The following is a 22,502-nucleotide window of genomic DNA, read 5'->3' as shown; positions in this document are numbered from 1 at the left end:
ATTGCGCGCCCACCCGTTCAGCACACGCTGCGCGCGCTCCCGCGATCACGACCGGAGGCCGTCCCCCATGCCGTCCTACAACATTCGATTCAAGCGCGCCTACGATGCCCCCGATTCCGCCGACGGCCAGCGTGTTCTCGCCGACCGCCTCTGGCCCCGTGGGTTGGCCAAGGTCAAAGCGCACATCGACTTCTGGGCAAAAGACGTTACGCCGAGCACACCACTGCGCAAATGGTTTCATGATCATCCCAACGAGTTCTCCGAGTTTCGGAGTCGCTTCCTCGAAGAACTGTCAGTGCTGGAGGCCGAGCACAACACCATGCTGACCGAACTGCGCGCGCGTCTGAAGGAAGGGTCGGTCACGCTACTCACTGCGGCGCATCGACTGGAAGACGACGAAGCGCATACGCATCTTCACGTCCTCCGTGACTTTCTTGAGTCGCATTGACGACTTTTCGGGTTCGACAGATAAAACGGCATATCGCCGTGCGGCACAGCATTCCGCTGTCTGAAACGACGCGTCACGCTATCGCCTCGTCCGAAACCCGCATGACGCCTCGGTTCCCCCGGTCAACGGGACGGGCCGCACCGGAATTTGCTATAAACGCAGAAAGCGTCATCTGCGACATCGTCTGCGCTGTACCCCCGTGCTGCACCTCTTGCCGTACCTCGTTCGCTTACTCTCGTTGCCACGATGGCAACGTCATGCCTCATGCTTGTTCCACTGATTGTTGCCTGCGCGCTATTCATGGAGAACATGGATTCCACCGTGTTGTCCACTTCCTTGCCGTTGATCGCGAAAGATCTCGGCGAGAGTCCGATCACGCTCAAGCTCGCCCTCACGACGTACCTCATCAGTCTCGCAGTCTTCATTCCGGTCAGTGGCTGGATCGCCGATCGCTTCGGCACGCGTAATGTCTTTCGCATCGCCATCGGCGTGTTCGTCGTCGGCTCCATCTGCTGCGGCATCTCGACCAACTTGCCGGAACTGGTGATCGCTCGCTTCGTGCAAGGTATGGGCGGCGCGATGATGGTGCCGGTGGGTCGACTCGCACTGCTCAAATCGGTGGAGAAGCGCGACATGGTGCGCGCGCTCAACTATCTCACGATCCCGGCGCTGGTCGGTCCGGTGCTCGGTCCGCCGCTCGGTGGCTTCGTCACGACGTACTGGCACTGGCGCTGGATCTTCTTTATCAATATCCCCATCGGGGTGCTCGGTTTCATCCTCGCGACGAAATTCATCCCCGATCTTTATGAGGACGAGGTACCGCCGCTCGACGTCAAAGGCTTCCTGCTCTCGGGCTTCGGACTGTCGATCCTGATGCTGGGCCTGTCGACCATTGGACGTCATCTGATCCCGACGCCGCTCGCCCTCGGTCTGGTCGCCCTCGGCGCTGCGCTGATCGTCGCGTATCTCCGCCACGCGAAAGGGATTGCGCATCCGTTGTTGCGGCTCGATCTCTTTCGCATTCCCACGTTCCGCGCGGGTGTCGGTGGCGGCACGCTGTTTCGCATTGGCGTAGGTGCGACACCGTTTCTCTTACCGCTGATGCTGCAACTCGGCTTCGGCATGACGCCGCTGGAGTCGGGCGCGCTGACGTTCATCTCGGCGGCCGGTGCAATGTTCATGAAGACGCTCTCGCTGCGCATTCTTCAGCGCTGGGGGTTCCGCCGTGTGCTGATGACGAATGCCGTCATTGCGGCGGCGACCATCGGGGGGTATGGACTCTTCACCGACCAGACCTCGCATCTGGTCATTCTCGGCACGCTGTTGTTCGGCGGTTGCTTCCGCTCGCTGCAATTCACGAGTCTGAATGCGATTTCCTACGCCGACGTGCCGGGGCATCGCATGAGTCAGGCGACGAGTCTCGCCAGCGTCGCACAACAGGTGTCGCTCACACTCGGGATCACGATTGGCGCAGCGGTGTTGCAGACGTCGTCGTGGCTGCATGGGCGCGACCATGTGACGAACGTCGACTTCCCGTGGGCGTTCCTCGTCGTCGGCCTGATCGCCGTCAGCTCCACGATCTCGATTGCGCGGCTTTCGCGCGATGCGGGCAGCGAACTGGCACAGCGCACCTGATACGCTTCATGCGCGCACAAAAAAGCCCGAGACTTTACGTCCCGGGCTTTTTCGTTTGCGCGATGTGCCGCTTCTGGCGACACGCACTTCAGCGCATCGCTTAGCGGAAGATCACCGTCTTGTGGCCGTTCAGCAAAATGCGGTGCTCGGCGTGAAAGCGCACCGCGCGCGCGAGTGCGACACATTCCACGTCGCGACCGATGGCGGTCAGTTGCTCGGGGTCCATCGTGTGGTCGACTCGCTCGACTTCCTGCTCGATGATCGGACCTTCGTCGAGGTCGGACGTCACGTAATGCGCCGTCGCCCCGATCAGCTTCACGCCGCGGTCGAACGCCTGATAGTACGGCTTCGCGCCCTTGAAGCTCGGCAGAAACGAATGGTGGATGTTGATGGCGCGGCCCGCCAGCTTCTTGCACAGATCGCTGGAGAGCACCTGCATGTAACGCGCCAGCACCACCAGATCGATGTTGTTGTCTTCGACCAGCTCGAACACCTTGGCTTCCTGGGCCGCCTTCGACTCGGGCGTCGCGTTCATGAGCGGCAGATAGTGGAACGGGATGTTGTAGCTTGCCGCCAGTTGGTAGAAATCCTTGTGGTTCGAGACGATCACCGGGATTTCGACGTTGAGCTGACCGGTCTTGTAGCGGAACAGCAGGTCGTTCAGGCAGTGGCCGATCTTCGACACCATGAGCATGACGCGCGGCTTGATCGACGCGTCGACCAGTTCCCATTCCATCTCGAACTGCTCGGCCAGCGGTGCAAAGTCACGCTGGAGCGACGCCAGATCGGTCTGGCCCGGCAGTTGCTGAAAATGCACGCGCATGAAGAAGCCGCCCGTGAAGCGATCGTTGAACTGCGCCGAGTCGAGAATGTTGCCGCCGCGCTCGACCAGGAAACCGGCCACCGTGTGGACGATGCCGGGACGGTCCGGGCAGGACAACTTCAGAATGTAGCTATTTTCGATCGGTGCCATGATTGCTCCTGGGCAAAGGCTTGCAATGAGCGTTGCAGTGTTGAAATTCGGTGATTCGTCGATTCGATGTCGGTTGCGCGCGCACTCGGCATCAGGCGCAGTCCGGCGCGAACTTACTCGTCCGCTGGCTTGAACAACGCCTCGATACCGGCGCAGTCTTTCACGCGGATCGCGCCTTCGCGCAGCAGGAAGTCGAGGCTCGCGAGGCTTGCATCGACCGTCATCTTGCCGCGCGCGATCACGTCGCGTACGTCGCCCGCCGTGCACAGCCAGTGCGCGCTCGCCTCGCCGTCCTGATTCTCGGGAACGAAGCCGCGCGGCAGCGCAAGATCGTAGACGAAAATCTGCTCGGACTGCACGCCTTCGGGAATTTCCGCAAGGATGTGCAGCGTACGGCCCGGACGCGCTTCGTTTGCCAGATGCGCCGGAATACCCGCTTCTTCCCAGCACTCCTTGACCAGCGTGTCGCCCACGCCAATGCCGTTACCGATGCCCCCAGCCGACAGGTTGTCGAGACAGCCCGGATCGGTGGCCTTGAGCACGCTGCGGCGTGCGATCCACATCTTCGGCGCTTCGCCGACGAAACGAGCGGGTACGTAGCCGTTCACGTGCACGGCGAAGGTGCGCGTGCCAAAGAAGCGCGAAGCAGCGCGTTCGATCCACGCGAGCGGCGCGTCGTACAGACGCTGGCGGATCGCGTAATGCTCGTTGCGCCAGCCGGTGATGCGCCCCTCGGCGGCGAGGGCTTCGATCACGGGTGCCAGCGCCGCCGTGCGGGCTTCGCACGTATCGTGACGCGGATGAATGCGCACGGCGAGCGAACTGATCTCGAACACGTCGGGCCAGCGGCACAGCGACTCCACGTCGCTACGGCGAATCCATCCAAAACGCTGCGAGCCGATCACGAGCGGCAGATGCGCTCGGTCGTCGAAGCGGCGCGCCGCCGCAATACAAGCAAAAGACATACGTCAGAGACCGGACGCGCGCCAGGCGGTGGCGCGCGAAATCGAGGCAAAAGCGGCATTTTACAGAAGCGGCGACGAGTTCGCCCGAAGCGCGGGGATCGACCGCCCCGCGTCGGCACGCATCGTCCGTCGAACAAGGCTTGCCGACTTCGGGCCCGGCGCACGATGCAGCCACACAGACCTTCGGCGTTCAGCCCTTCACCCGCTCGCCTTTCGGGTCATACAGTGCGCGCAACTGCACCCGCGCGTCGAGCAGTTCGCCCGCGAGATCGACCTGATAACGACCGGTCTCGATGTACTCGGTGGACACGGGGCCATCCGGGTTCGTCAGATAGGCGAGGCCCACGGGCGCGTCGATGGTGTGGCCAAAGGCCGCCGAGGAGATGAACCCGACCGGCTGAGCGTCGCGCAACACCGCTTCCCCGCCCCACAGCATCTTGTCGCTCGCCCCGTCGAGCGCGACGCTGACGAGCCGACGGCGTACGCCCTTCGACTTCGCAAGTTCGACGGCTGTGCGTCCCGTGAAAGCGATGTCGCTTGCCAGCTTGCAGGCGAACGTCAATCCCGCCTCGACCGGGTTCGCATCCGGCGTCAGTTCGCGTCCCCATGCGCGATAGCCCTTCTCGATGCGCAACGAATCGATGGCGTAGTAGCCCGCGTCCTTCAACCCGAACGCTTTGCCCGCCGCATGCAACGTCTCGTAGACGCCGAGCGCGAATTCGACCGGCACGTACAGCTCCCAGCCGAGTTCGCCCACATAGGTCAGACGCGTCGCGCGCACCGTCGCGTAGCCGAGATCGATCTCGCGGCTCGTGCCGAACGGGAACGCCTCGTTGGAGAAATCGGCTTTGGAGACCTGCTGCAACAACGCACGCGAGTTCGGCCCCATCAGCGCGAGCACGGCGTACTGGCCGGTGACGTCGACCACGGTGCAGCGCGGATCGTCGGGCAGGCTGGCGATGCGCCGCTCCAGATAGTCCATGTCGCGTGTCGTCTGCGCCGAGCCCGTGACCATCAGATACTGGTCCGGCGCGAGCCGTGTGAGCGTGAAGTCCGATTCGTAGCCGCCGCGCTCGTTGAGCATCGCGGTATAGACGGTGCGCCCCGGAGCCACGGCGACGTCGTTGCTACATAAGGTCTGCAACACGCGTTCGGCGTCGCGTCCCTTGATCAGCAGCTTCGAGAACGAACTCATATCGAACAGCGCCACGGCGTCGCGACACGCGCGATGCTCCTGCGCACTCCACGTGTGCCAGTTCTGCTGACCGAAGCTGTAATCGATGCTCGCCTGTTCAGGTGACGGTGCAAAGAAGTTCGGCCGCTCCCATCCCATCTTGCTGCCGAAGCATGCGCCCTTCGCAAGCAACGTCGCATACAGCGGCGAGCGCCGAAACGGACGCGCCGTATCGAGTTCGCGATTCGGCCACGGCATGGCGTAATGCAGACCCAGCGTTTCCTTCACGCGATCGTGAAGCCATGTGTCGTTGCCGTTAAAGCCTGCGAAGCGGCGGATGTCGACCGGCCAGAGATCCATCGTCGGCTCGCCCGCCACGATCCATTCGGCGAGCGCCATCCCCGCCCCGCCCGCCGACGCAATACCCATCGAATTGAAGCCCGCGCCGACGTAGAAATTCCGAAGCTCCGGCGCTTCGCCGAGGATGAAGTTGTTGTCCGGCGTGAAGGATTCCGGCCCGTTGTAGAACTGGCGGATCTGCGCCGTCTCCAGCGCAGGCACACGAATGAGCGCGTTCTCCATGAGGATCTCGAACTGGTCCCAGTCGTCGGGCAACAACTGGAATTCGAAATTCTCGGGAATGCCGTTCATGCCCCACGGCTTGGCATTCGGCTCGAAACCACCCATCACGAGACCACCGACTTCTTCCTTGAAGTAGATGTAGCCGTCGGGATCGCGCATGACCGGCAGATCGGTATGTACGCCCGCGATACGGTCGGTCACGATGTAGTAATGCTCGGCGGAATGCAGCGGCACGGTCACGCCGCACATGCGCCCCACGGCCTTGGCCCACTGACCCGCACAGTTGACGACGATCTCGGCGTCGATGCGTGCGTGCTCGCCGTCCTTGTTCTGCCACGACACACCCGTCGCCGTGCGGATACCGTTGGGCGACGCCGTATGAATCTGCGTGATACGGGTGTTCTCCGCGATGCGCACGCCCCGGCTGCGCGCACCGCGTGCGAGCGCCTGCGTGAGGTCGGTCGGATTGGCCTTGCCGTCGCCGGGTAGCCACACGGCGCCCACGAGATCGTCGGTGCGCATGACCGGCCAGAGTTCGCCCGCTTCGCGCGGCGAAATCACGTCGCACTGCACGCCGTAGGCGCGCGCCACGGCCGCCGTGCGCTTGAGCTGCGTCATGCGCTCGGCGCTACGCGCCACCGACAGCGAACCGCACTGCTTCCATCCCGTGCCAAGTCCCGTCTCCGCTTCCAGTTCGCTGTAGAGCTTCGTGGAATAGCGGATGAGCTTCGTCATGCTTTCCTGCGAACGCAATTGCCCCACCAGCCCGGCGGCGTGCCACGTGGTGCCGCACGACAATTGCCCCTGTTCCAGCAACACGACATCGGTCCAGCCGAGCTTGGCCAGGTGATAGGCAACGGAACAGCCGACGATCCCGCCGCCGACGATGACGACACGGGCATGAGTAGGCAAGACTGAAGGCATGGACGGACTCCGGAAAGGCATGCACCAGCCAACGCCGGGCAGTGACATGAGGGATGACACGAGACTACTGAAACTTAACGTTCATTGCACTAATTTGCAACAATACAACACATAATGCAAAACAAAATAACGAACACATTGACGGCATCAATGCCGCAATCACGCGTGCGCGAGGCCTGCGCCGACATGCCTTCGCCCGTACGATTTGTGTTTCGCGGTCGTTTACGCAAAAATATACGAAGTATAAATAAAGACGAACCACGCCATGACGACAGCGCACGCTTTCATCGCCACCAGCCTTGACGGTTTCATCGCCCGGCCCGATGGCGACATCGACTGGTTGCTGCAACGAGACGACCCCACCGAGGATCACGGCTACGCCGCCTTCATCGCCGACAAGGACGCGATCGTGATGGGGCGCGGCACGTACGAGAAGGTGCTGACGATGGGCCCCTGGGCCTACGATCTGCCCGTGACGGTGTTGTCGACGCGGCTGGCGAACACGCCGGTTCCCGATGCGCTCAAGGAAAAAGTGCGCTTCTCCGACCTGGCGCCCGGTGCGCTGATGCAGGCGTTGGCGCGGGAGCGGGTGGGCCGGATTTATGTCGACGGCGGAAAAGTGGTGCAGTCGTTTTTGCGCGAGGGGCTGATCGCGGACATCGTCGTCACGACGGTGCCGGTGCTGATCGGTGCGGGGAGACCGCTGTTCGGCGCATTGTCGGAAGATGTCGACTTGCAGTTGATCGACAGCCGTCGCTTTGCGTCGGGATTGGTGCAGTCCGCTTATCGGATCGTCGCGTGACGCGGCCGCGCGGAAGGCCCGCACAGGGCAACGGGGTCACCAGGGACGCAATCCTGACGACGGCGCTCGCGCTGCTCGACGAGGCGGAAACGACCGGTGGAAAGGGACTGAGCATGCGCGCGCTGGCCGGTCGGCTTGGCGTCACGCCCATGAGTCTCTACCATCACGTCGAGGATTACGCCGGGTTGCTGCGTGCGTTGTCGGACGCGGTGTATGCCGACGTGCTCAAAGACCTCGAAGCGGGCCTCGCGTGGCATGACGAAGTGCGCGAAATTCTGATCCGGTATCACGCGGCAGTGCGTCGCCATCCGCAACTGACGCTCGCGATCTTCGCCACGCCCGAGGCATTTGCCGGTGTGACGCGCGAGATCACGGACCGGCTGACGGGGCTGCTGCAAAACCTGACGACGCAAGCGCGCCTGTGGCGGAACATCCTGATCGATCATGCGCATGGCAGTGGCCTGCCCGTTGCGCGCGAGAACGACGCGCCCGCCGCGCCGCCACCCGGCGATGACGACTATCGGCAGGCACTCGATTGTCTGTTGTCAGCGCTCGAGCCGCGACGTCAATAGGGCGAGCAGCGTATCGCCCGCCGCCTCAAGCGCCCCGTCGTTATCGATCACCGAGAGCGGAATGCCTTCAGGGGGTGTCCAGACCACGCTGTGCGCGACACGCTTGTCGAGCGCGTCGCCGGATTCGCGGCCACGCTTCGCGAGACGTTGCGCCCGCACTTCAGGGTCGACGCGAATCTCCACGAGGTGCAGACGTTCGGCATAGCGCGCGACGACTTGCGCCAGGAACGCGCGCGAGCCATTCACCACGACATTCGCGCCCGCATGCATCCACGCGTCGATTTCGACGCCGATGCCGTAACGGCAATCGTGGCTTTCCCAGTCGAGTGCGAAGCAACCGAGCGAATGCCGCATCGCAAATTCGGCGTGCGACAACGCAATGTGGTTCTCCCCTGCCGAGGGCGCACGCGTGATGTAACGATGCGCGAAACACACCGGCGAACGAGGGGACGACATGTGATCGAGCTTCGCTCGTGCGTACGCAAGCAACGAGTCCTTGCCCGCACCGGACGGCCCCATTACGTAAAACAGACGTGCGTGATTCATGCCGCTTCCCTGAAGGCAAAACGTTCGAACATGAGGAAGGGCTCGCCTGGGGTCGGTTGCACGAAGACTGCGAGACTTTCGACGCGCATCGGCCCGAGCGCCTGTACGCGCGGCTGCCACCAGTCGGTGATGAGCGTGGCGTCTGCCGCCGTCACACGGTCGGAGAGCGTGACGTGAAAACGAAATTCGTCGAACACGTACGGATACCCCCACTGCGTCAGCCACTCGCGCTGACGCGACGTTAGCTGTTGCGGATTTCTTTTGGCCAGTTCGACCTCGTTCATCGGTGCACGCAGCGTGTCGAACGCCTGCACGCAATCGGCCGCCAGCGCATTCACCGCCTTCTCGTCGGCAGCGCCTGCCTTCGGACGCAACGCCACGAAGCCGGACGACTTGCCATTGTCGGTGCCGATCACGTCGGTATGAACCGTCAGATCGAACGGCACGTGACGCGCCGCCACCGCCGTCGCAATGCCCGACAGATCGCTCAGTCGCGCCTGCGGTGCGAGCCGCATCGGCGCTTTGAGCGTGGCATGCAACCCATAGCGGCGCGGATCGACGGTGAGGTCGTGCAGCGAACGCGATAAGCCAGCCACCGTCGGCGCATGAAGCGTGCGCGCCGTGATGGCGTCACGCCCGAGCCAGCGGCTGCCTTCGTTCCACCAGCACGAACCGGCAGGCGGCGCGTAGTAGATCGCAAAGCGTGCCACCGACAAGTCGAGTTGCCGTCGCTGCAGTTGCTGTTGCTGTACTTCGTTCATTCGGTCGGCCCCTGCACCACAAGCTGCATACGATCTGCCGGGAAGTAGGCAATGCCGTATTTGATCGGCTTGCCTGCTTCGTCCACATCCGTACTTTCTACGCTCAGCACGGGCTGCTGACGGTTGATCCCGAGGTGACGAGCGATGTCGGCGTCCGGCATGCGCGCACCGATGCGACTCTCGAGACGCGTGTAGTCCTTTACGCCAAAGATAGCGAGCGTGGCGCTGATCGTCTCATGCTCTGCGAACACCTCCGGAAAGTCGGGAAAGCGCGACGCCGGAAACCAGTTCTCGCTGTACGCCAGCGGCAGTTCGATGCCTTGCGTGTCCAGACTGCGCCGCGCCAGCTCCAGCCGATAGACCGGTGCGCCTGCACGCAGTCCGAGCGCCTGCGCGACACCCCCTTCCGCCTTGAGCTTGTGCGCAGAAATGATCTGCTGCGCGGTCTTCAGATTGTTCTGCGACAGGTTCTCGGTAAAGCGCGTGCGGCGCCCGATCACATAACCGATGGCGGCCGCCTGCACGAAGGTGCCGCGTCCGTGCTCGACGTTCACGAGACCCTGCTCGGCCAGACCGAGAATCGCGCGGCGCACCGTGTGACGGTTCACCCCAAAGCGCTGCGCAAGGTCCGTCTCGCTCGGCAGACGGTCGTCAGGCGCACCTTCGCCATAACGACGCTCGCCGATTTCGGTGGCCAGAATCTGCGCGATCTGCCGCCACACCGCAACACCGCCGCCCCGTTCGAGTTGTGCTGTCATCAAATTGACACCCCGGAAAGTTGTAATGAGGCCGCTAGCAGTCCCCATCTGACGTTGTTGCGATCATATACACGTCTATACGACTAGACAAATATGTCAATCACATCTCCCGACACCCCACATGACGAGGACGGCGCCACCCCGCAGAAGCAGGCGGACCGCGCCCGGTGGCTTGCGTTGTTTGCACGCGCCACGCACGACGAACTCGACGACGCCATCGCCCGTTGCCCCGACGCCCCGCAGTTCATCTGGCTGCGCGCCCCGCAGACCGGTCTCGTGCTGGTGCAGGGCCGCGTGGGTGGCAGCGGCGATCGCTTCAACCTCGGCGAGACGACCGTCACGCGTTGCACGCTGCGTCAGCAGGACGGCGTGGTCGGCACCGGCTATGTGCTGGGTCGCGACGCCGAGCGCGCCGTGCGTGTGGCGCGTCTGGATGCCCTGATGCAAATGCCGCAGCACCGCGCCGTGCTTGCCGCCGGTCCACTCGCGGCGATCTCTGAACGTCTGGCCGCCACCGCAGCGCAGAACGACGCCGACGTGGCGGCCAGCCGCGTCGAGTTCTTCACCATGGTCCGGGAGGCCTGAATGTTGACGGCAACCATGCCCGACTGGTCGGCACTGCAACCCGGTTTCGACGATCCGGTCCACGACGCTCAGGGCGTCTTCCGTGCAGTGCTCGATGCCCTCGCCCGCCCCGGTCAGTTGCGCCAGGTCGGCCAGCGTCTCGGCCATAGCGACGAAGCCAGCATCGCTGCGCGCGCCACGCTGCTCGCGCTGGCCGACGCCACGACGCCCGTCTGGTTGCAATCACCGCTGGGCGAAGTGGCCAGCGCCCTGCGCTTTCACACAGGTGCGCCGCTGCTCAGCGGCGAAGCGGGTCTCGCGCAAGCGCAATTCGCGTTGCTCACCGATCCCGCCAGTTGCCCGGCCCTTGAGCGCTTCGCCTTCGGCACGGCCGAATCGCCGGAACACAGCGCCACGCTGATCGTCGACGTTCCCGCACTAAGCGTGGGCCACACCGGCGACGGACTGCATCTGCTGCATCTGCTGCATCTGCGGTTGCGCGGCCCAGGCATTCAGACCCATGCGGACGTCACCGTCGGTGGTCTTGACGCCGCCTTCTGGCAGGCGCGCGCCGCACTCGCGTCGCGCTTTCCCGCCGGTCTCGACCTGTTGATCGCCGCTGGCGACACGGTGCTCGGGCTGCCGCGCACCACGCATGTGGAGGTTTGCTGATGTACGTCGCAGTCAAAGGTGGCGAGCGCGCCATCGAACAATCCTGGGACCTGCTCGCCAAGGCGCGGCGCGGCAATCCCGACATCCCCGCGCTCACCGTCACGCAAATTCGCGAACAGATGCGTCTCGCAGTCTCGCGGGTAATGAGCGAAGGTGCGTTGTACGACGAAACGCTCGCAGCGCTGGCCATCAAGCAGGCATCGGGCGATCTGGTCGAAGCGATCTTCCTGCTGCGTGCGTATCGCACGACATTGCCGCGTCTGGGCACCACGAAACCAATCGATACGGCGTCGATGCGTCTGTCGCGCCGCATCTCGGCCACGTTCAAGGACATGCCCGGCGGACAGGTGCTGGGGGCCACGTACGACTACACGCAGCGTCTGCTGGACTTCGCGTTGCTGGCTGAGGGTCTTGACGGCGAGACGTCCGACGCACCGCTCGCTGGCGAACGTTGCGCGAGCGCTGCAGCGACCGCAGCGCCACGACCGTGCGCCGCGGCCGAGATCCCGGACGTGCCGCCCATCGCGGCCACCACGCGCGTCACCGACATCATGAAGCGCGACGGTCTGCTCGAACCACTGAACACCAACGGTGCCGACCCCGAGCCGCACGACCTCGTGCACTCGCCGCTCTTTACGCCAGCGTCGCGCACGGCGCGGTTGCAGAACCTCGCACGCGGCGACGAAGGCTTCCTGCTCGCGCTCGGCTATTCCACACAGCGCGGCTATGGCAACGATCACCCGTTCGCGGGCGAAATTCGTCTAGGTCAGGTAGCTATCGAGATCGTGCCGGAAGAACTCGGCTTCGCCATCGACATCGGTGAAATCGCAGTGACCGAGTGCCAGATGGTCACGCAGTTCGGTGGCAGTCAGGACGTCCCGCCGCAGTTCACGCAGGGCTACGGACTGGCGTTCGGCCACAACGAGCGCAAGGCGATGGCGATGTCGCTCGTTGACCGCGCACTGCGCACGAACGAACTGGGCGACGAAGCCAACTCGCCCGCGCAGCAACAGGAGTTCGTGCTTTATCACAGCGACAACGTCGAAGCGTCGGGCTTCGTACAGCACCTGAAGCTGCCGCACTACGTCGACTTTCAGGCCGAGCTGGAACTGGTGCGCCGTCTGCGCGCAGAGCACGCCGCGAAATACGCTCCATGCGGCACGCAAGCGAGCGACGACGCCACTGCCCCCACCACTCAGAACGCTCAGGAGGCCGCATGAACGACGCCGCCACGTTGCAAGACACCTCCCGACCGTCTGCGGCAAGCGCCGCCACGGCCGACGGCTATAACTTCGCGTTCCTCGACGAACACACCAAGCGCATGATCCGTCGCAGCCTGCTCAAGGCTGTGGCCATCCCCGGCTATCAGGTGCCGTTCGGCAGCCGCGAAATGCCGCTGCCGTATGGCTGGGGCACGGGCGGGATTCAGGTCAGCGCCGCCGTGATCGGGGCCGACGACACGCTCAAGGTCATCGATCAGGGCGCGGACGATACGACCAACGCCGTGAACATCCGTCGCTTCTTTGCGCGCACGGCCGGTGTCGCCACCACGACGAAGACGTCCGAGGCAACCGTTATCCAGACGCGCCACCGCATTCCCGAAGTCTCGCTGCACGACGGTCAGATCCTCGTGTTTCAGGTGCCGATGCCCGAGCCGATGTTCCGTCTGGAGCCGCGCATCGTTGAATCGCGCAAGCTGCATGCGCTCGGCGAGTACGGCCTGATGCGCGTGCGTCTGTACGAAGACATCGTGCGTCACGGTGCAATTGCGACGACCTACGACTACCCGGTCATCGTCAACGGGCGCTATCTGATGTCGCCCTCCCCGATTCCGAAGTTCGACAACCCCAAGCTGCATATGAATCCGGCGCTGCAACTCTTCGGCGCGGGGCGCGAACGACGTCTGTACGCGATTCCGCCGTACACGTCGGTCGAGAGTCTCGACTTCGACGACTACCCGTTCGAACCCCAGAAGTGGGACGCGCATTGCGCCCTGTGCGGCGCAACCGACAGCTTCCTCGACGAAGTCATCACCGACGACGAAGGCACGCGCATGTACGTGTGTTCGGACAGCGACTATTGCGGCGATCGCACGTCCGCGAACGTGGCAGATGTGGCGCACGCCGCGAAGGAGCGCGCATGAACGCCGTGATGGATTCCCTGCGACCGGTCGAACGTCATACGGCACCGCTGGACGAACCGCTGCTGCGCGTGAAGGGACTGGGCAAACACTACGGCGACCGTATCGGTTGCGCCGACGTGAGCTTCGATCTGTGGCCGGGCGAAGTGGTCTGCGTGGTCGGCGAGTCCGGCTCGGGCAAGTCGACGTTGCTCAACGCGCTGGCCCTGCGTCACGCCATCGACGCCGGATCGCTCCACTATCGCGGCACCGATGGCGTACTGCACGACCTGAGCGCGCTGGACGAAGCGCACAAGCGTCGCCTGCTGCGCACCGAGTGGGGCTTCGTCGAGCAAAACCCGCGCGATGGGCTGCGCATGAACGTGTCGGCGGGCGGCAACATCGGCGACCGTCTGATGGCCGTCGGTGCGCGTCACTTTGGGGACATCCGCGAGAAGGCGCGCCACTGGATGGCGCAAGTCGAACTCGATCCGGCGCGTGTGGACGAGATGCCCGGTGCGTTCTCGGGGGGCATGCAGCAGCGTCTGCAGATCGCCCGCAACCTCGTGACCGAGCCGCGTCTCGTCTTCATGGACGAGCCGACCGCCGGACTCGACGTGTCGGTGCAGGCACGTCTTCTGGACCTGCTGCGCTCGCTCGTGGAGCGCCTTCATCTTGCCGCCATCATCGTCACGCACGATATCGGGGTGGCACGACTCATTGCGCATCGTCTGATCGTCATGCAGGCGGGACGTGTGGTCGAAGCCGGGTTGACCGATCAAGTCCTCGACGACCCGCAACATCCCTACACGCAATTGCTGGTTTCCTCGGTACTGCCCGTATGAACTCCGGAACGAACCTTACTACGTCAGCAACGTCGCTCAGCGGCGCGGCCCTTACGCTCGGCACGCGCGAAGACGACGTTGTGCTGCGCGCACAAGGTCTGCACAAGACCTTCCGTCTGCACGCGCAGGGCGGCGCGGCGATCCCGGCGCTCGAAGGTGTCGACCTCACGGTGCGACGCGGCGAATGCGTGGCGCTCGTCGGCCCTTCAGGCTCGGGCAAGAGCACGCTGCTGCGTTGCCTGTACGGCAACTATCTCGCAGGCGAAGGCCGTATCGAGATTCGTCACGATGCAGGTCAGGGCCAACACTGGGTCGACCTGACGACCGCCACCGCCCGCGAAGTGCTCTCGGTGCGTCGCACCACGCTCGGCTACGTCAGCCAGTTTCTGCGCGTGATTCCGCGCGTCACCACGTTAGACATCGTGGCGGAGCCGTTGCGACGGCTGGGTCACGGCGACGCCGACGCCGCCGGTCGTGCGCGCGATCTGCTCGCGCGTCTGAACATCCCCGAGCGCCTCTGGTCGCTCGCCCCGGCGACGTTCTCCGGCGGCGAACAGCAGCGCATCAACATCGCGCGCGGGCTGATCGCCGCCGCACCGGTGCTGCTGCTCGACGAGCCGACCGCGTCGCTCGACGCGCAGAACCGCGCCGTGGTCTCGCAACTGATTACCGAAGCCCGTGCAGCGGGGAGCGCCATCGTGGGCATCTTCCACGACGAGGCGACCCGCGACGAAGTGGCGACGCGAACGCTCGCCATGCGTCCGGTGCTGCGTCCCGCACATTGATCCCCGGAGTCTGTCCATGCTTATCAAGAACGCTCGCATCGTCACGCCCGACACGACCTTCACCGGCGTGGTCGAAGTCCGCGAGGGTCTCATCCACGCGGTGGAGGAAGGGACGACGCAGTCCGCTGAAGCCGTCGACTGGGAAGGCGATTATCTGGTGCCGGGGCTTGTCGAGCTGCATACCGACAATCTGGAGAAGCACCTCGCGCCGCGCCCCGGCGTGTACTGGAACACGCACGCGGCCTTCGCGATTCACGATGCTCAGGTGGCTGCGGCGGGTATCACGACGGTGTTCGACTCGCTGGTGATCGGCGAGCGCGACGCCCCGGGTCTGCGCAGTCGCAAGCTGCAGGCCGAGTGCGGTCAGGCGCTGCTCGACACCATCGAAGCGGGGCTGTTCCGCGCGGATCACTTTCTGCATCTGCGCTGCGAAATCGCGACGCAGGACGCGGCCGACACGTTCGCCGACATGTGCGATCACCCGCTGCTGCGTCTCGTGTCGGTCATGGATCACACGCCGGGTCAACGTCAGTGGCACGACCCGGTGCTGCACCGTCAGTATCACGAGCGCAACGGCAAAGTGCCGGACGCGCAATGGGATGCGATGCTCGCCGATCTGCGTGCGCAGCAGGAGAAATACGCGATTCCGCATCGTCGCACCATCGTCGAGATGAGCCGTGCGCGCGGGCTTCCGCTGGCGAGCCACGACGACACGTCGCTCGAACACGTGGAAGAAGCCGAGCGCGACGGTGTGGCGCTGTCGGAATTCCCGACGACGCTGGTCGCTGCGCGCGCAGCACACGACAAGTCGATTGGCGTGATCATGGGGGCACCGAACGTGATGCGTGGCGGTTCGCATTCGGCCAATGTGGCGGCAGCGGAGTTGGCACGTGAAGATGTGCTCGACATTCTGTCGTCGGACTATGTCCCGGCGAGCCTGTTACAAGCGGCGTTTCAGTTGCACCGGGACCATGCGGACTGCGGCTGGACGCTCTCAAAGGCCATGCGCACGGTGTCGTGGAATCCGGCGCAGTCGGCCGGTCTGACGGATCGCGGCGGCATCACGCCGGGCCTGCGTGCCGACATGGTGCGCGTGGCCGTGCGCCCCGGCATGCCGCCGATTCCGCGTGCGACGTATAGGGTGGGGCAGCGGATCGCTTGACGTGACGTGAGGCCATCGCGACGGAAGACTGTCGCGGTGGCTGGCGAGCCGCAAGAATGAAAGGGCGCTTCGGTGCCCTTTTTTCGTTTCGTCGACCCCGGTGCGCCGCGGCCGGAGGTCCTATTAGGAAATTTCGTCACGATTGTCAATGCAAAGGTTGACAGCTAGACCCGCACCGAACGGCGTTTCTACACTTTGATGACCGGCGCGTCCCGATGCTGTACAGCGCCGCACAGCGTGATCATGACGAGCGTCGGCTCACGGCTCGCGCCTTCAGAGGATCGACAGGAGCATCGCGATGATATCGAACAGAATCAGGGGATCGTTTCAAGCCGGAACGTTCATGAATGCAGCAAGGCGCCCGGAAAGAACACTCGATCGGATACGTCTGTTTTGCAACCCCTACCCGGAAGAACGTCCCTTCGCCATTCAATCCGTAGCGCCATGGGGATTTGTCTTGCCTGGCGAGTTTGTCGAGTTTCTCGCTCCGATATACGTTGAGATGGACGCCCACCGCGTTCCCTTCGGATCGACGTTCATTCTGCACTTCGTGTCGGAAGACGGGACAGGCGCGCAAGAAACGAGTCAACTCTATCTCGGTCCAGGTCCTATCACCGGCATGGTGCTGCCCAATGCCTGGCTCAGACCCTTCATAGGAAAGCGCGCGACCATTCACTACGAAGTCGAGTGGCCCGACGGGCAACGCTATCCCGGGCCCGGAATCGACTTCCTCATCACGCCGTTTCTGAATCCCCAGGAGGTCCATTTCGAAGGGTTGGCTGATGGTGAGGCGCTGGATCCGGAGAAATTTCCAGACGGCATTCTGGCCACGGTTCGCCGCGTTCCGACGCTCGAGCCCTACCACTTGCCGATTTTTCGCTTCGGCGTGGTCGGCTGGAAAGCCCCCTCCTACACTACCATCCAGGCTCGCGAGTATCGGGTCGACGGACTGGAGAACGGACCGGTGAGCGTGAGGATCGATCCCGATGCCTACAGCGGACTCTACGAACAAGGCTACACGGAGATTTTTACGACCTCGTTGCTGGAGGTACAGATGATTCCGTCCCCGAACCCGAACATGAGGGAGTTCTTCCTGATAGGGAGTTTCGACATCCTTCCGCCCAACCGCTGAACGAAAAAGGGCGCCGAAGCGCCCTTTCTCTTTTCCACAGCGTCCACACTGCGTACCGCGCACAGCTACTGCACAACATTCGTTTCGACAGATCGGCCCGATCCGTCAGATCACCATCTTGCGCACGCGGGCCGAGAAGACGTCGATACACGTCACCACGATCACCATGATCACCATCACCGCGCACGTCTGAGCGTACTGGAAGCTGCGAATCACTTCGTAGAGCACCACACCGATGCCGCCTGCGCCCACCATGCCGACCACCGACGCCGAACGCACGTTGGACTCGAAGCGGTACAGCGTGTACGAGATCCACAGCGGCATGACCTGCGGCAGCACACCGTACAGAATTTCGTCGATGGCGCGAGCGCCCGTCGCACGCACGCCTTCCACCGGACGCGGGTCAATCGCTTCGACCGCCTCGGCGAACAGCTTCGAGAGCGTGCCCGTCGTGTGCACCCACAGCGCGAGTACACCGGCGAAGGGTCCCAGGCCAACCGCCACGATGAAGAGCATTGCGAAAACCATTTCGTTAATCGCGCGGCACGCGTCCATCACGCGACGCACCGGCTGATACACCCAGGCAGGCACCATATTCGACGCCGAGAGCAATCCCATCGGAATCGAGCAGACGACTGCGAGTGCCGTGCCCCACACCGCGATGTGAATCGTCACGAGCATCTCGTTGACGTATACGCGCCAGTCGCGGAAGTCGGGCGGGAAGAAATCGTGCGCGAACTGGCTCATGTTGCCGGAATCGCGAATCAGATCGAGCGGGCGCATGTCCGCGCCGCTCCACGACCACACCAGGACCAGAAAGAAGATGCCCCAACTGATCAGGGACAGCCACGAACGCTTGGGCGGCTCGCCCGGCAGGCGGCCATTGGCAGTGATTGAGGCGCTGGTGTTCATGTCGAGTACCACGTGTCATACCGGCGCGGCTGCCACCGGCGAAATTTCGGACCGCTGAGGAGATGGCAAACCCGGCGCCCGGGTCCGCCATCGCTTGAATCGTCTTGCTTCGACCCGCGCATTCGCCTCTGTGACGAAGCGACGCGCAGCGTGTTGCTACCTATCGCTTACTTCGTCTTGCTCAGCTCTTTGTCGAGTGCTGCCAGCTTGCCGTCGAGGTCTGCCAGTTGCGTCTTCTTCTTGGCGGCGTCGATGTTGGCGTCCGACTCAAGCTGCACCTTCTGCTTGAACAGTTCGAGCTGACGGATCGGCAGCAGTTGAGCATCGGACGACGCGCGGAAACCGCCGTAGTTGTAGATGTTCTTCAGCACTTCCTTCTCGTGTGCGTCCTTGCCATACGAGAGGAAGAAGTCGCGAACCTTCTTCTTCGTGGCTTCCGGCAAGTCCTTGCGCCACAGCAGCGGATCCGACGGAATCAGCGGCGACTTCCAGATCACATGCACCAGCTTGGCCTTCTCCGGCTGCGTAGCTTCGAGCTTGTTGAGCTCTTCGGTGTTGTTCGTCGCAACGTCCACCTGATTGTTGATCACCGCCATCAGATTTGCGCCGTGGTTCGAACTGCGCGCCGTCTTGAAGTACGTGCGCGGGTCGATGTTGTTCTTCGCGAACACGTAGTAACCCGGCACCAGCGTGCCCGACGTCGACGTCGGATCGCCCAGACCGAAGTTGATCTTCTTGCCGTTCTTGATCACGTCGTCGAGCGTCTTGTACGGGCTCGATGCATTCGAGATCAGCAGCGAGTAGTAACCCTCGGTGCCGTCGGCGTACATGATCTTCGCGAAGACTTCGCCGTTCGAGCGGTCGACGGCTTCCATCGCGCCTTTGTTGCCCATCCATGCAAGCTGCACTTTGTTGAAGCGCATGCCTTCGATCACGCCCGCGTAGTCGGTGGCGAAGAACGGGGTCACCTTGATGCCCGTTTGCTTCTCCATATCGTCGATCAGCGGCTGCCAGCGTTGGCGCAGCGCTGCACTGGAATCCGTCGAGATGATGCCGAAGTTGATTTCCTGCGCGTTTGCCGCCGCGACCGAGGCGAACATGGCCGCGCCGGCCAGCAGGGTTTTCCACAGTTTCATGAGAGCAAGCTCCTGGTCAGATAGGTCTTAAGTGAGGCTTAGGGACATCGAGGTGAGGAATGGGGCTTGCGCTTCGGCCGGCTTCGCTTCGCCGGTCGCCGCCGCTTCGGCATCTTCCGAGTTTTCGTTGAGCAGTTCGCCTGCCTGCACGCCATACAGTCGGCGCAGCAGGTCCGGCGTGAGCGCCGAGGACGGGCCGTCGTACACGACGCGGCCCTGATGCAGCGCCACCGTGCGCACGCAGTAGCGCATGGCAACGTCCACCTGGTGCAGCGAGACGACCACCGTCAACTTGTGATCGCGGTTCATGCGCGCGAGCATGTCCATGACCTTGCGCGCCGATTCCGGATCGAGCGACGCAATCGGCTCGTCCGCGAGAATGATCTTGGCGCCCTGCACAAGCGTGCGTGCAAGTGCTGCGCGCTGTTGCTGACCGCCCGAGAGCGTGCTGGCGCGCTGGAAGGCAAAGTCGGCGATGCCGACTTCCGCCAGTGCCGCGAGGGCAGCCTGACGCTCAGCCGCCGTGAAGCGGAACATCAGACTGCGCCACAGCGGCACGCGAGCCAGCAGCCCTGTGAGCACGTTGGTGATGACCGGCAGGCGGCCCACCAGATTGAATTGCTGGAAGACGAAACCGATGTCGCGTCGAATCTGACGCACTTCGCGCACGATACGGCCGTCGCGCTGGATCGGACGACCCAGAATTTCGATGCTGCCCGGCTGCTGGTCCGCCGGCACGAAGCCTGCGATGTGACGCATCAGCGTCGACTTGCCCGAGCCGGAGGCCCCGATCAGGGCGATCATTTCGCCCGGCATGACCTTGAGCGCCACTTCGTCGAGGGCACGGCGGCTCCCGAAGGTCTTGGTCAGTCGCTCGATTCGAATCGCTTCGTCCACGGTTCACCTGTGAGTCAGTTCGCCGGTCGGCCCCGATGCCCTGTGATGCGCGACGTCCTCCATGAGGAGTTGTCGCCCGCATCGCTCGACTAGCTGTTTTGTGGCAATTTGTGCCAAAAGTGAACGCAGTCTAAGAAGACCGGATGACAAGACAGTGACAATCGGTCAGCTTTTTTCCGAGCGACCAAAACCCTTATGTGCTCAATGGCTTGGCAACGTTTTCGGGGCAACGCCACGTGTCGGAAAAAAGCTGACCACGTCAGGATCGGTGACATGATGCGGGGGCGGCGTCGTCGCCATACGCCAACTTTGTCTACATATTTTCAGCCGCCTGACGAACAGGTATCGACAGGAAAATCCACCGCATGAGGCCGTGCGACAAGCCCCTCGCGGCGCGTTTGGCGGGCGGGACTTTCAGGGGACGACACGCGTCTTGGCGACGTGTGGCGTGGTGTGGCGACCTAAGGCACACGTCTGCAATCGGTGCCTCGGATTACCGGCTGGGCGACGAGTGGAATGGCGATGGCAAGGAGGAACGGCACGATCTCGCCCGGTGGACAGATCGGGGTCTCGTCGATCCGGCAAACGCAAATCGACGAGAACGACGGCATGACAGCGACGGAATCGGGTCAAGCCACGATGCGCAGCATCAGGCGATCAGCAACTCCGGGCCGCGCGCGCGAAGCTGGGCCAGCATGCTCTTGTGCGGGGCGGCGTCGCTGATGAGGTAGCGGGCCGCTTCGAAGTGACGGATACGCACGGGCGTTACGCGACCGAACTTGGTGTGATCCGCGACGACAGCCGACACGTTCGCACACAGCAGCATGCGTGCGCGCAGCTCGGCAGCCGCGCGGTTGAAATCGGTGATACCGCCATCTTCGGTCACGCCGCCCACCCCGATGAACGCGAAGTCTGCGTGATATTGCGAAATCTGGTTGATGGCGTCCCAACCCTGCACGGCGTCTTCGTTGTCCTGCAACTCGCCGCCAAGCAGCGTCACGCGATTGTCGTGATGGCGGCCGAGCAGGCGCGCGATCTGCCAGTCGTTGGTGTAGATGCGAAGCCTGTGTTTGGAGAGCAGCGCCTGTGCGACGGCGCGCGTGGTCGTGCCGTAGTCGATGATGACCGACGCGCCGTCGTGCACCAGCTCTGCCGCGCGCACGCCGATGGCGCGCTTGCCCACGGCGTTGACGTTCTCGCGTAGCGTCCAGTCGGGCTCGCTCCGGTCGGCGGCCAGCGCACCGCCGTGGGTCATGAGCAGCAGACCGCGCGCGGCGAGCGTGTTGAGGTCGCGTCGCACGGTCTCGCGCGAGACACCCAGTTCCCGCACCAGGTCGCTGATGGCCAGCGCCCCGGTCTTGGCAAGTTGTTCGAGCACGTATTGTTGGCGTTGTTCGGCAAGCATGATCGAGCAATATCAGTTGGACTACGAATGACGGGACGACGTCCGCGAATCCGGGAACGTCACGTGTCGCGCATTACCCCTGTAACGCGACACGCAATCCCAGACCGACGAAGATCGCGCCGGCCACACGATCGAGCCAGCGCCCCGCCCCCGGACGGCGCTTGAGCCACGTCCCCAGCACGCCCGCGAACCAGCCGTAGGCGCTGAACACGACGATGGTCTGGGCCATGAACACGAGGCCGAGCAGCACCATCTGCCAGCCCGGATGGGCGGCGTCGGCACTCACGAATTGCGGCAGGAATACGAGGAAGAACAGCGTGACCTTCGGATTGAGCATGTTCGCGAACACGCTCTGACGGAAGACGGCGCCGAGCGACTGCGGTTCGGTGTCGCTTGCCAGCGTCAGCGCACCGCGCGCACGCAGCGCCTTGATGCCGATCCAGATGAGATAGGCCGCACCGAGCAGCTTGATCGTCTCGAACGCCCACGGCGACGAGCGCAGCACGGCCGCGAGGCCCACTGCGGCAATCGTCGTGTGGAAGAGGCAGCCGAACGTGAAACCGGCCGCCGCCGCCAGTCCAGCGCGGCGGCCCTGCGCGATACCGCGTGCGATGACCTGCATGTTATCGGGCCCCGGCGCAAGCGTGATCGCCACCGAGGTCAGCAGGAACAGCCAGAGATTGGGCATCGGTGCGTCCGGGTCGGAAAGTCAGAAATCGGGCGGCGCGTTCAG

At 63.6% G+C, this 22,502-nt stretch carries 23 protein-coding genes; 12 read left to right on the top strand and 11 right to left on the bottom strand.

Features of this window, described 5'->3' with window-relative positions; translation table 11 throughout:
- The first annotated feature begins 67 nt into the window (after positions 1–67).
- Together MB84_RS02940 and MB84_RS02935 are read left to right on the top strand one after the other, a co-directional pair.
- Complete coding sequence (locus MB84_RS02940; RefSeq protein ID WP_046290692.1) at positions 68–448, top strand: DUF488 domain-containing protein; 381 nt, start codon at positions 68–70, stop codon at positions 446–448.
- 264 nt (positions 449–712) lie between these two features.
- Positions 713–2,083, top strand: coding sequence for an MFS transporter (locus MB84_RS02935; protein ID WP_046290691.1), 1,371 nt, complete (start codon positions 713–715; stop codon positions 2,081–2,083).
- A 100-nt stretch (positions 2,084–2,183) separates the two neighbouring features.
- Here MB84_RS02935 and purU read toward each other — a convergent pair whose 3' ends face one another.
- From purU to MB84_RS02920, 3 genes are all read right to left on the bottom strand, one after another.
- The gene (gene purU, locus MB84_RS02930; protein ID WP_046290690.1) at positions 2,184–3,056 is read right to left on the bottom strand and encodes a formyltetrahydrofolate deformylase; all 873 of its coding nucleotides are present in this window, start codon (positions 3,054–3,056) and stop codon (positions 2,184–2,186) included.
- Between the two features lie 113 nt (positions 3,057–3,169).
- Positions 3,170–4,021 carry an NUDIX hydrolase gene (locus MB84_RS02925; RefSeq protein ID WP_046290689.1) on the bottom strand — a complete coding sequence of 284 codons (852 nt, stop codon included), beginning with the start codon at positions 4,019–4,021 and terminating at the stop codon, positions 3,170–3,172.
- A gap of 190 nt (positions 4,022–4,211) precedes the next feature.
- Complete coding sequence (locus MB84_RS02920) at positions 4,212–6,701, bottom strand: GcvT family protein (RefSeq protein WP_046290688.1); 2,490 nt, start codon at positions 6,699–6,701, stop codon at positions 4,212–4,214.
- A gap of 265 nt (positions 6,702–6,966) precedes the next feature.
- On the opposite strand from MB84_RS02920, the gene MB84_RS02915 reads away from it, so the two are divergent.
- Together MB84_RS02915 and MB84_RS02910 are read left to right on the top strand one after the other, a co-directional pair.
- Positions 6,967–7,503: a dihydrofolate reductase family protein gene (locus tag MB84_RS02915; protein WP_046290687.1), complete on the top strand. Its 537-nt coding sequence runs from the start codon at positions 6,967–6,969 to the stop codon at positions 7,501–7,503.
- The gene (locus MB84_RS02910; RefSeq protein WP_046290686.1) at positions 7,500–8,075 is read left to right on the top strand and encodes a TetR/AcrR family transcriptional regulator; all 576 of its coding nucleotides are present in this window, start codon (positions 7,500–7,502) and stop codon (positions 8,073–8,075) included. The genes MB84_RS02915 and MB84_RS02910 overlap by 4 nt, the downstream gene beginning before the upstream one ends.
- Here the strand turns inward: MB84_RS02910 and phnN are convergent.
- From phnN to phnF, 3 genes are read right to left on the bottom strand one after another with little or no spacing between them, the layout of a single operon-like run.
- A complete protein-coding gene (phnN, locus tag MB84_RS02905) occupies positions 8,049–8,621 on the bottom strand; it encodes a phosphonate metabolism protein/1,5-bisphosphokinase (PRPP-forming) PhnN (RefSeq protein WP_046290685.1) in 573 nt (190 codons plus the stop codon). The two genes, MB84_RS02910 and phnN, sit on opposite strands and share 27 nt — an antisense overlap.
- Positions 8,618–9,382, bottom strand: a complete 765-nt coding sequence (locus MB84_RS02900; protein WP_046290684.1) for a DUF1045 domain-containing protein — start codon at positions 9,380–9,382, stop codon at positions 8,618–8,620. The genes phnN and MB84_RS02900 overlap by 4 nt, the downstream gene beginning before the upstream one ends.
- Positions 9,379–10,140, bottom strand: coding sequence for a phosphonate metabolism transcriptional regulator PhnF (gene phnF, locus MB84_RS02895; RefSeq protein ID WP_046290683.1), 762 nt, complete (start codon positions 10,138–10,140; stop codon positions 9,379–9,381). Before phnF ends, MB84_RS02900 begins: the two co-directional genes overlap by 4 nt.
- A 93-nt stretch (positions 10,141–10,233) precedes the next feature.
- Here phnF and phnG point away from each other — a divergent pair, with 93 nt between their 5' ends.
- The 8 genes from phnG (at position 10,234) to MB84_RS02855 (ending at position 17,419) form a co-directional block, all read left to right on the top strand.
- Complete coding sequence (gene phnG, locus MB84_RS02890) at positions 10,234–10,725, top strand: phosphonate C-P lyase system protein PhnG (RefSeq protein ID WP_084009579.1); 492 nt, start codon at positions 10,234–10,236, stop codon at positions 10,723–10,725.
- The gene (gene phnH / locus MB84_RS02885; RefSeq protein ID WP_046290682.1) at positions 10,726–11,376 is read left to right on the top strand and encodes a phosphonate C-P lyase system protein PhnH; all 651 of its coding nucleotides are present in this window, start codon (positions 10,726–10,728) and stop codon (positions 11,374–11,376) included.
- Entirely contained in the window at positions 11,376–12,596 is a 1,221-nt protein-coding gene (locus tag MB84_RS02880) for a carbon-phosphorus lyase complex subunit (RefSeq protein ID WP_046290681.1), read from the top strand. Before phnH ends, MB84_RS02880 begins: the two co-directional genes overlap by 1 nt.
- Positions 12,593–13,519 (top strand): alpha-D-ribose 1-methylphosphonate 5-phosphate C-P-lyase PhnJ, encoded by a 927-nt coding sequence (locus MB84_RS02875; protein WP_046290680.1) that lies wholly within the window; start codon positions 12,593–12,595, stop codon positions 13,517–13,519. The genes MB84_RS02880 and MB84_RS02875 overlap by 4 nt, the downstream gene beginning before the upstream one ends.
- An 8-nt stretch (positions 13,520–13,527) precedes the next feature.
- Positions 13,528–14,340 (top strand): phosphonate C-P lyase system protein PhnK, encoded by an 813-nt coding sequence (phnK, locus tag MB84_RS02870; RefSeq protein WP_046293339.1) that lies wholly within the window; start codon positions 13,528–13,530, stop codon positions 14,338–14,340.
- Positions 14,337–15,125 carry a phosphonate C-P lyase system protein PhnL gene (gene phnL / locus MB84_RS02865; protein ID WP_084009577.1) on the top strand — a complete coding sequence of 263 codons (789 nt, stop codon included), beginning with the start codon at positions 14,337–14,339 and terminating at the stop codon, positions 15,123–15,125. Before phnK ends, phnL begins: the two co-directional genes overlap by 4 nt.
- A 16-nt stretch (positions 15,126–15,141) precedes the next feature.
- Positions 15,142–16,287: an alpha-D-ribose 1-methylphosphonate 5-triphosphate diphosphatase gene (locus MB84_RS02860; RefSeq protein ID WP_046290679.1), complete on the top strand. Its 1,146-nt coding sequence runs from the start codon at positions 15,142–15,144 to the stop codon at positions 16,285–16,287.
- A gap of 343 nt (positions 16,288–16,630) precedes the next feature.
- Positions 16,631–17,419, top strand: coding sequence for a hypothetical protein (locus MB84_RS02855; RefSeq protein WP_157122620.1), 789 nt, complete (start codon positions 16,631–16,633; stop codon positions 17,417–17,419).
- Between the two features lie 105 nt (positions 17,420–17,524).
- Here MB84_RS02855 and phnE read toward each other — a convergent pair whose 3' ends face one another.
- The 5 genes from phnE to MB84_RS02830 form a co-directional block, all read right to left on the bottom strand.
- Positions 17,525–18,331, bottom strand: a complete 807-nt coding sequence (phnE, locus tag MB84_RS02850) for a phosphonate ABC transporter, permease protein PhnE (protein WP_039402142.1) — start codon at positions 18,329–18,331, stop codon at positions 17,525–17,527.
- A 167-nt stretch (positions 18,332–18,498) separates the two neighbouring features.
- Positions 18,499–19,467: a phosphonate ABC transporter substrate-binding protein gene (phnD, locus tag MB84_RS02845; RefSeq protein WP_046290677.1), complete on the bottom strand. Its 969-nt coding sequence runs from the start codon at positions 19,465–19,467 to the stop codon at positions 18,499–18,501.
- Positions 19,468–19,494: 27 nt separating this feature from the next.
- A complete protein-coding gene (gene phnC, locus MB84_RS02840; RefSeq protein ID WP_046290676.1) occupies positions 19,495–20,364 on the bottom strand; it encodes a phosphonate ABC transporter ATP-binding protein in 870 nt (289 codons plus the stop codon).
- 649 nt (positions 20,365–21,013) lie between these two features.
- Positions 21,014–21,769: a DeoR/GlpR family DNA-binding transcription regulator gene (locus MB84_RS02835; protein ID WP_046290675.1), complete on the bottom strand. Its 756-nt coding sequence runs from the start codon at positions 21,767–21,769 to the stop codon at positions 21,014–21,016.
- A 73-nt stretch (positions 21,770–21,842) separates the two neighbouring features.
- On the bottom strand, positions 21,843–22,457 hold the full coding sequence (locus MB84_RS02830) for a LysE family translocator (protein ID WP_046290674.1): 615 nt from the start codon (positions 22,455–22,457) through the stop codon (positions 21,843–21,845).
- Between the last annotated feature and the right edge of the window lie 45 nt (positions 22,458–22,502).

Origin of the sequence: Pandoraea oxalativorans (assembly GCF_000972785.3) — a bacterium.
Lineage (GTDB): Bacteria > Pseudomonadota > Gammaproteobacteria > Burkholderiales > Burkholderiaceae > Pandoraea > Pandoraea oxalativorans.
The sequence above is the reverse complement of the archived record's forward strand: the minus strand, read 5'-3'. Positions and strand labels throughout refer to the sequence as shown.

Coding starts and splice junctions, on each gene's coding strand:
- MB84_RS02940 (WP_046290692.1), top strand. CDS start 68: ATGCCGTCCTACAACATTCGATTCAAGCGCGCCTACGATGCCCCCGAT.
- MB84_RS02935 (WP_046290691.1), top strand. CDS start 713: ATGCTTGTTCCACTGATTGTTGCCTGCGCGCTATTCATGGAGAACATG.
- purU (WP_046290690.1), bottom strand. CDS start 3,056: ATGGCACCGATCGAAAATAGCTACATTCTGAAGTTGTCCTGCCCGGAC.
- MB84_RS02925 (WP_046290689.1), bottom strand. CDS start 4,021: ATGTCTTTTGCTTGTATTGCGGCGGCGCGCCGCTTCGACGACCGAGCG.
- MB84_RS02920 (WP_046290688.1), bottom strand. CDS start 6,701: ATGCCTTCAGTCTTGCCTACTCATGCCCGTGTCGTCATCGTCGGCGGC.
- MB84_RS02915 (WP_046290687.1), top strand. CDS start 6,967: ATGACGACAGCGCACGCTTTCATCGCCACCAGCCTTGACGGTTTCATC.
- phnN (WP_046290685.1), bottom strand. CDS start 8,621: ATGAATCACGCACGTCTGTTTTACGTAATGGGGCCGTCCGGTGCGGGC.
- MB84_RS02900 (WP_046290684.1), bottom strand. CDS start 9,382: ATGAACGAAGTACAGCAACAGCAACTGCAGCGACGGCAACTCGACTTG.
- phnF (WP_046290683.1), bottom strand. CDS start 10,140: ATGACAGCACAACTCGAACGGGGCGGCGGTGTTGCGGTGTGGCGGCAG.
- phnG (WP_084009579.1), top strand. CDS start 10,234: ATGTCAATCACATCTCCCGACACCCCACATGACGAGGACGGCGCCACC.
- phnH (WP_046290682.1), top strand. CDS start 10,726: ATGTTGACGGCAACCATGCCCGACTGGTCGGCACTGCAACCCGGTTTC.
- MB84_RS02880 (WP_046290681.1), top strand. CDS start 11,376: ATGTACGTCGCAGTCAAAGGTGGCGAGCGCGCCATCGAACAATCCTGG.
- MB84_RS02875 (WP_046290680.1), top strand. CDS start 12,593: ATGAACGACGCCGCCACGTTGCAAGACACCTCCCGACCGTCTGCGGCA.
- phnK (WP_046293339.1), top strand. CDS start 13,528: ATGGATTCCCTGCGACCGGTCGAACGTCATACGGCACCGCTGGACGAA.
- phnL (WP_084009577.1), top strand. CDS start 14,337: ATGAACTCCGGAACGAACCTTACTACGTCAGCAACGTCGCTCAGCGGC.
- MB84_RS02860 (WP_046290679.1), top strand. CDS start 15,142: ATGCTTATCAAGAACGCTCGCATCGTCACGCCCGACACGACCTTCACC.
- MB84_RS02855 (WP_157122620.1), top strand. CDS start 16,631: ATGAATGCAGCAAGGCGCCCGGAAAGAACACTCGATCGGATACGTCTG.
- phnE (WP_039402142.1), bottom strand. CDS start 18,331: ATGAACACCAGCGCCTCAATCACTGCCAATGGCCGCCTGCCGGGCGAG.
- phnD (WP_046290677.1), bottom strand. CDS start 19,467: ATGAAACTGTGGAAAACCCTGCTGGCCGGCGCGGCCATGTTCGCCTCG.
- MB84_RS02835 (WP_046290675.1), bottom strand. CDS start 21,769: ATGCTTGCCGAACAACGCCAACAATACGTGCTCGAACAACTTGCCAAG.
- MB84_RS02830 (WP_046290674.1), bottom strand. CDS start 22,457: ATGCCCAATCTCTGGCTGTTCCTGCTGACCTCGGTGGCGATCACGCTT.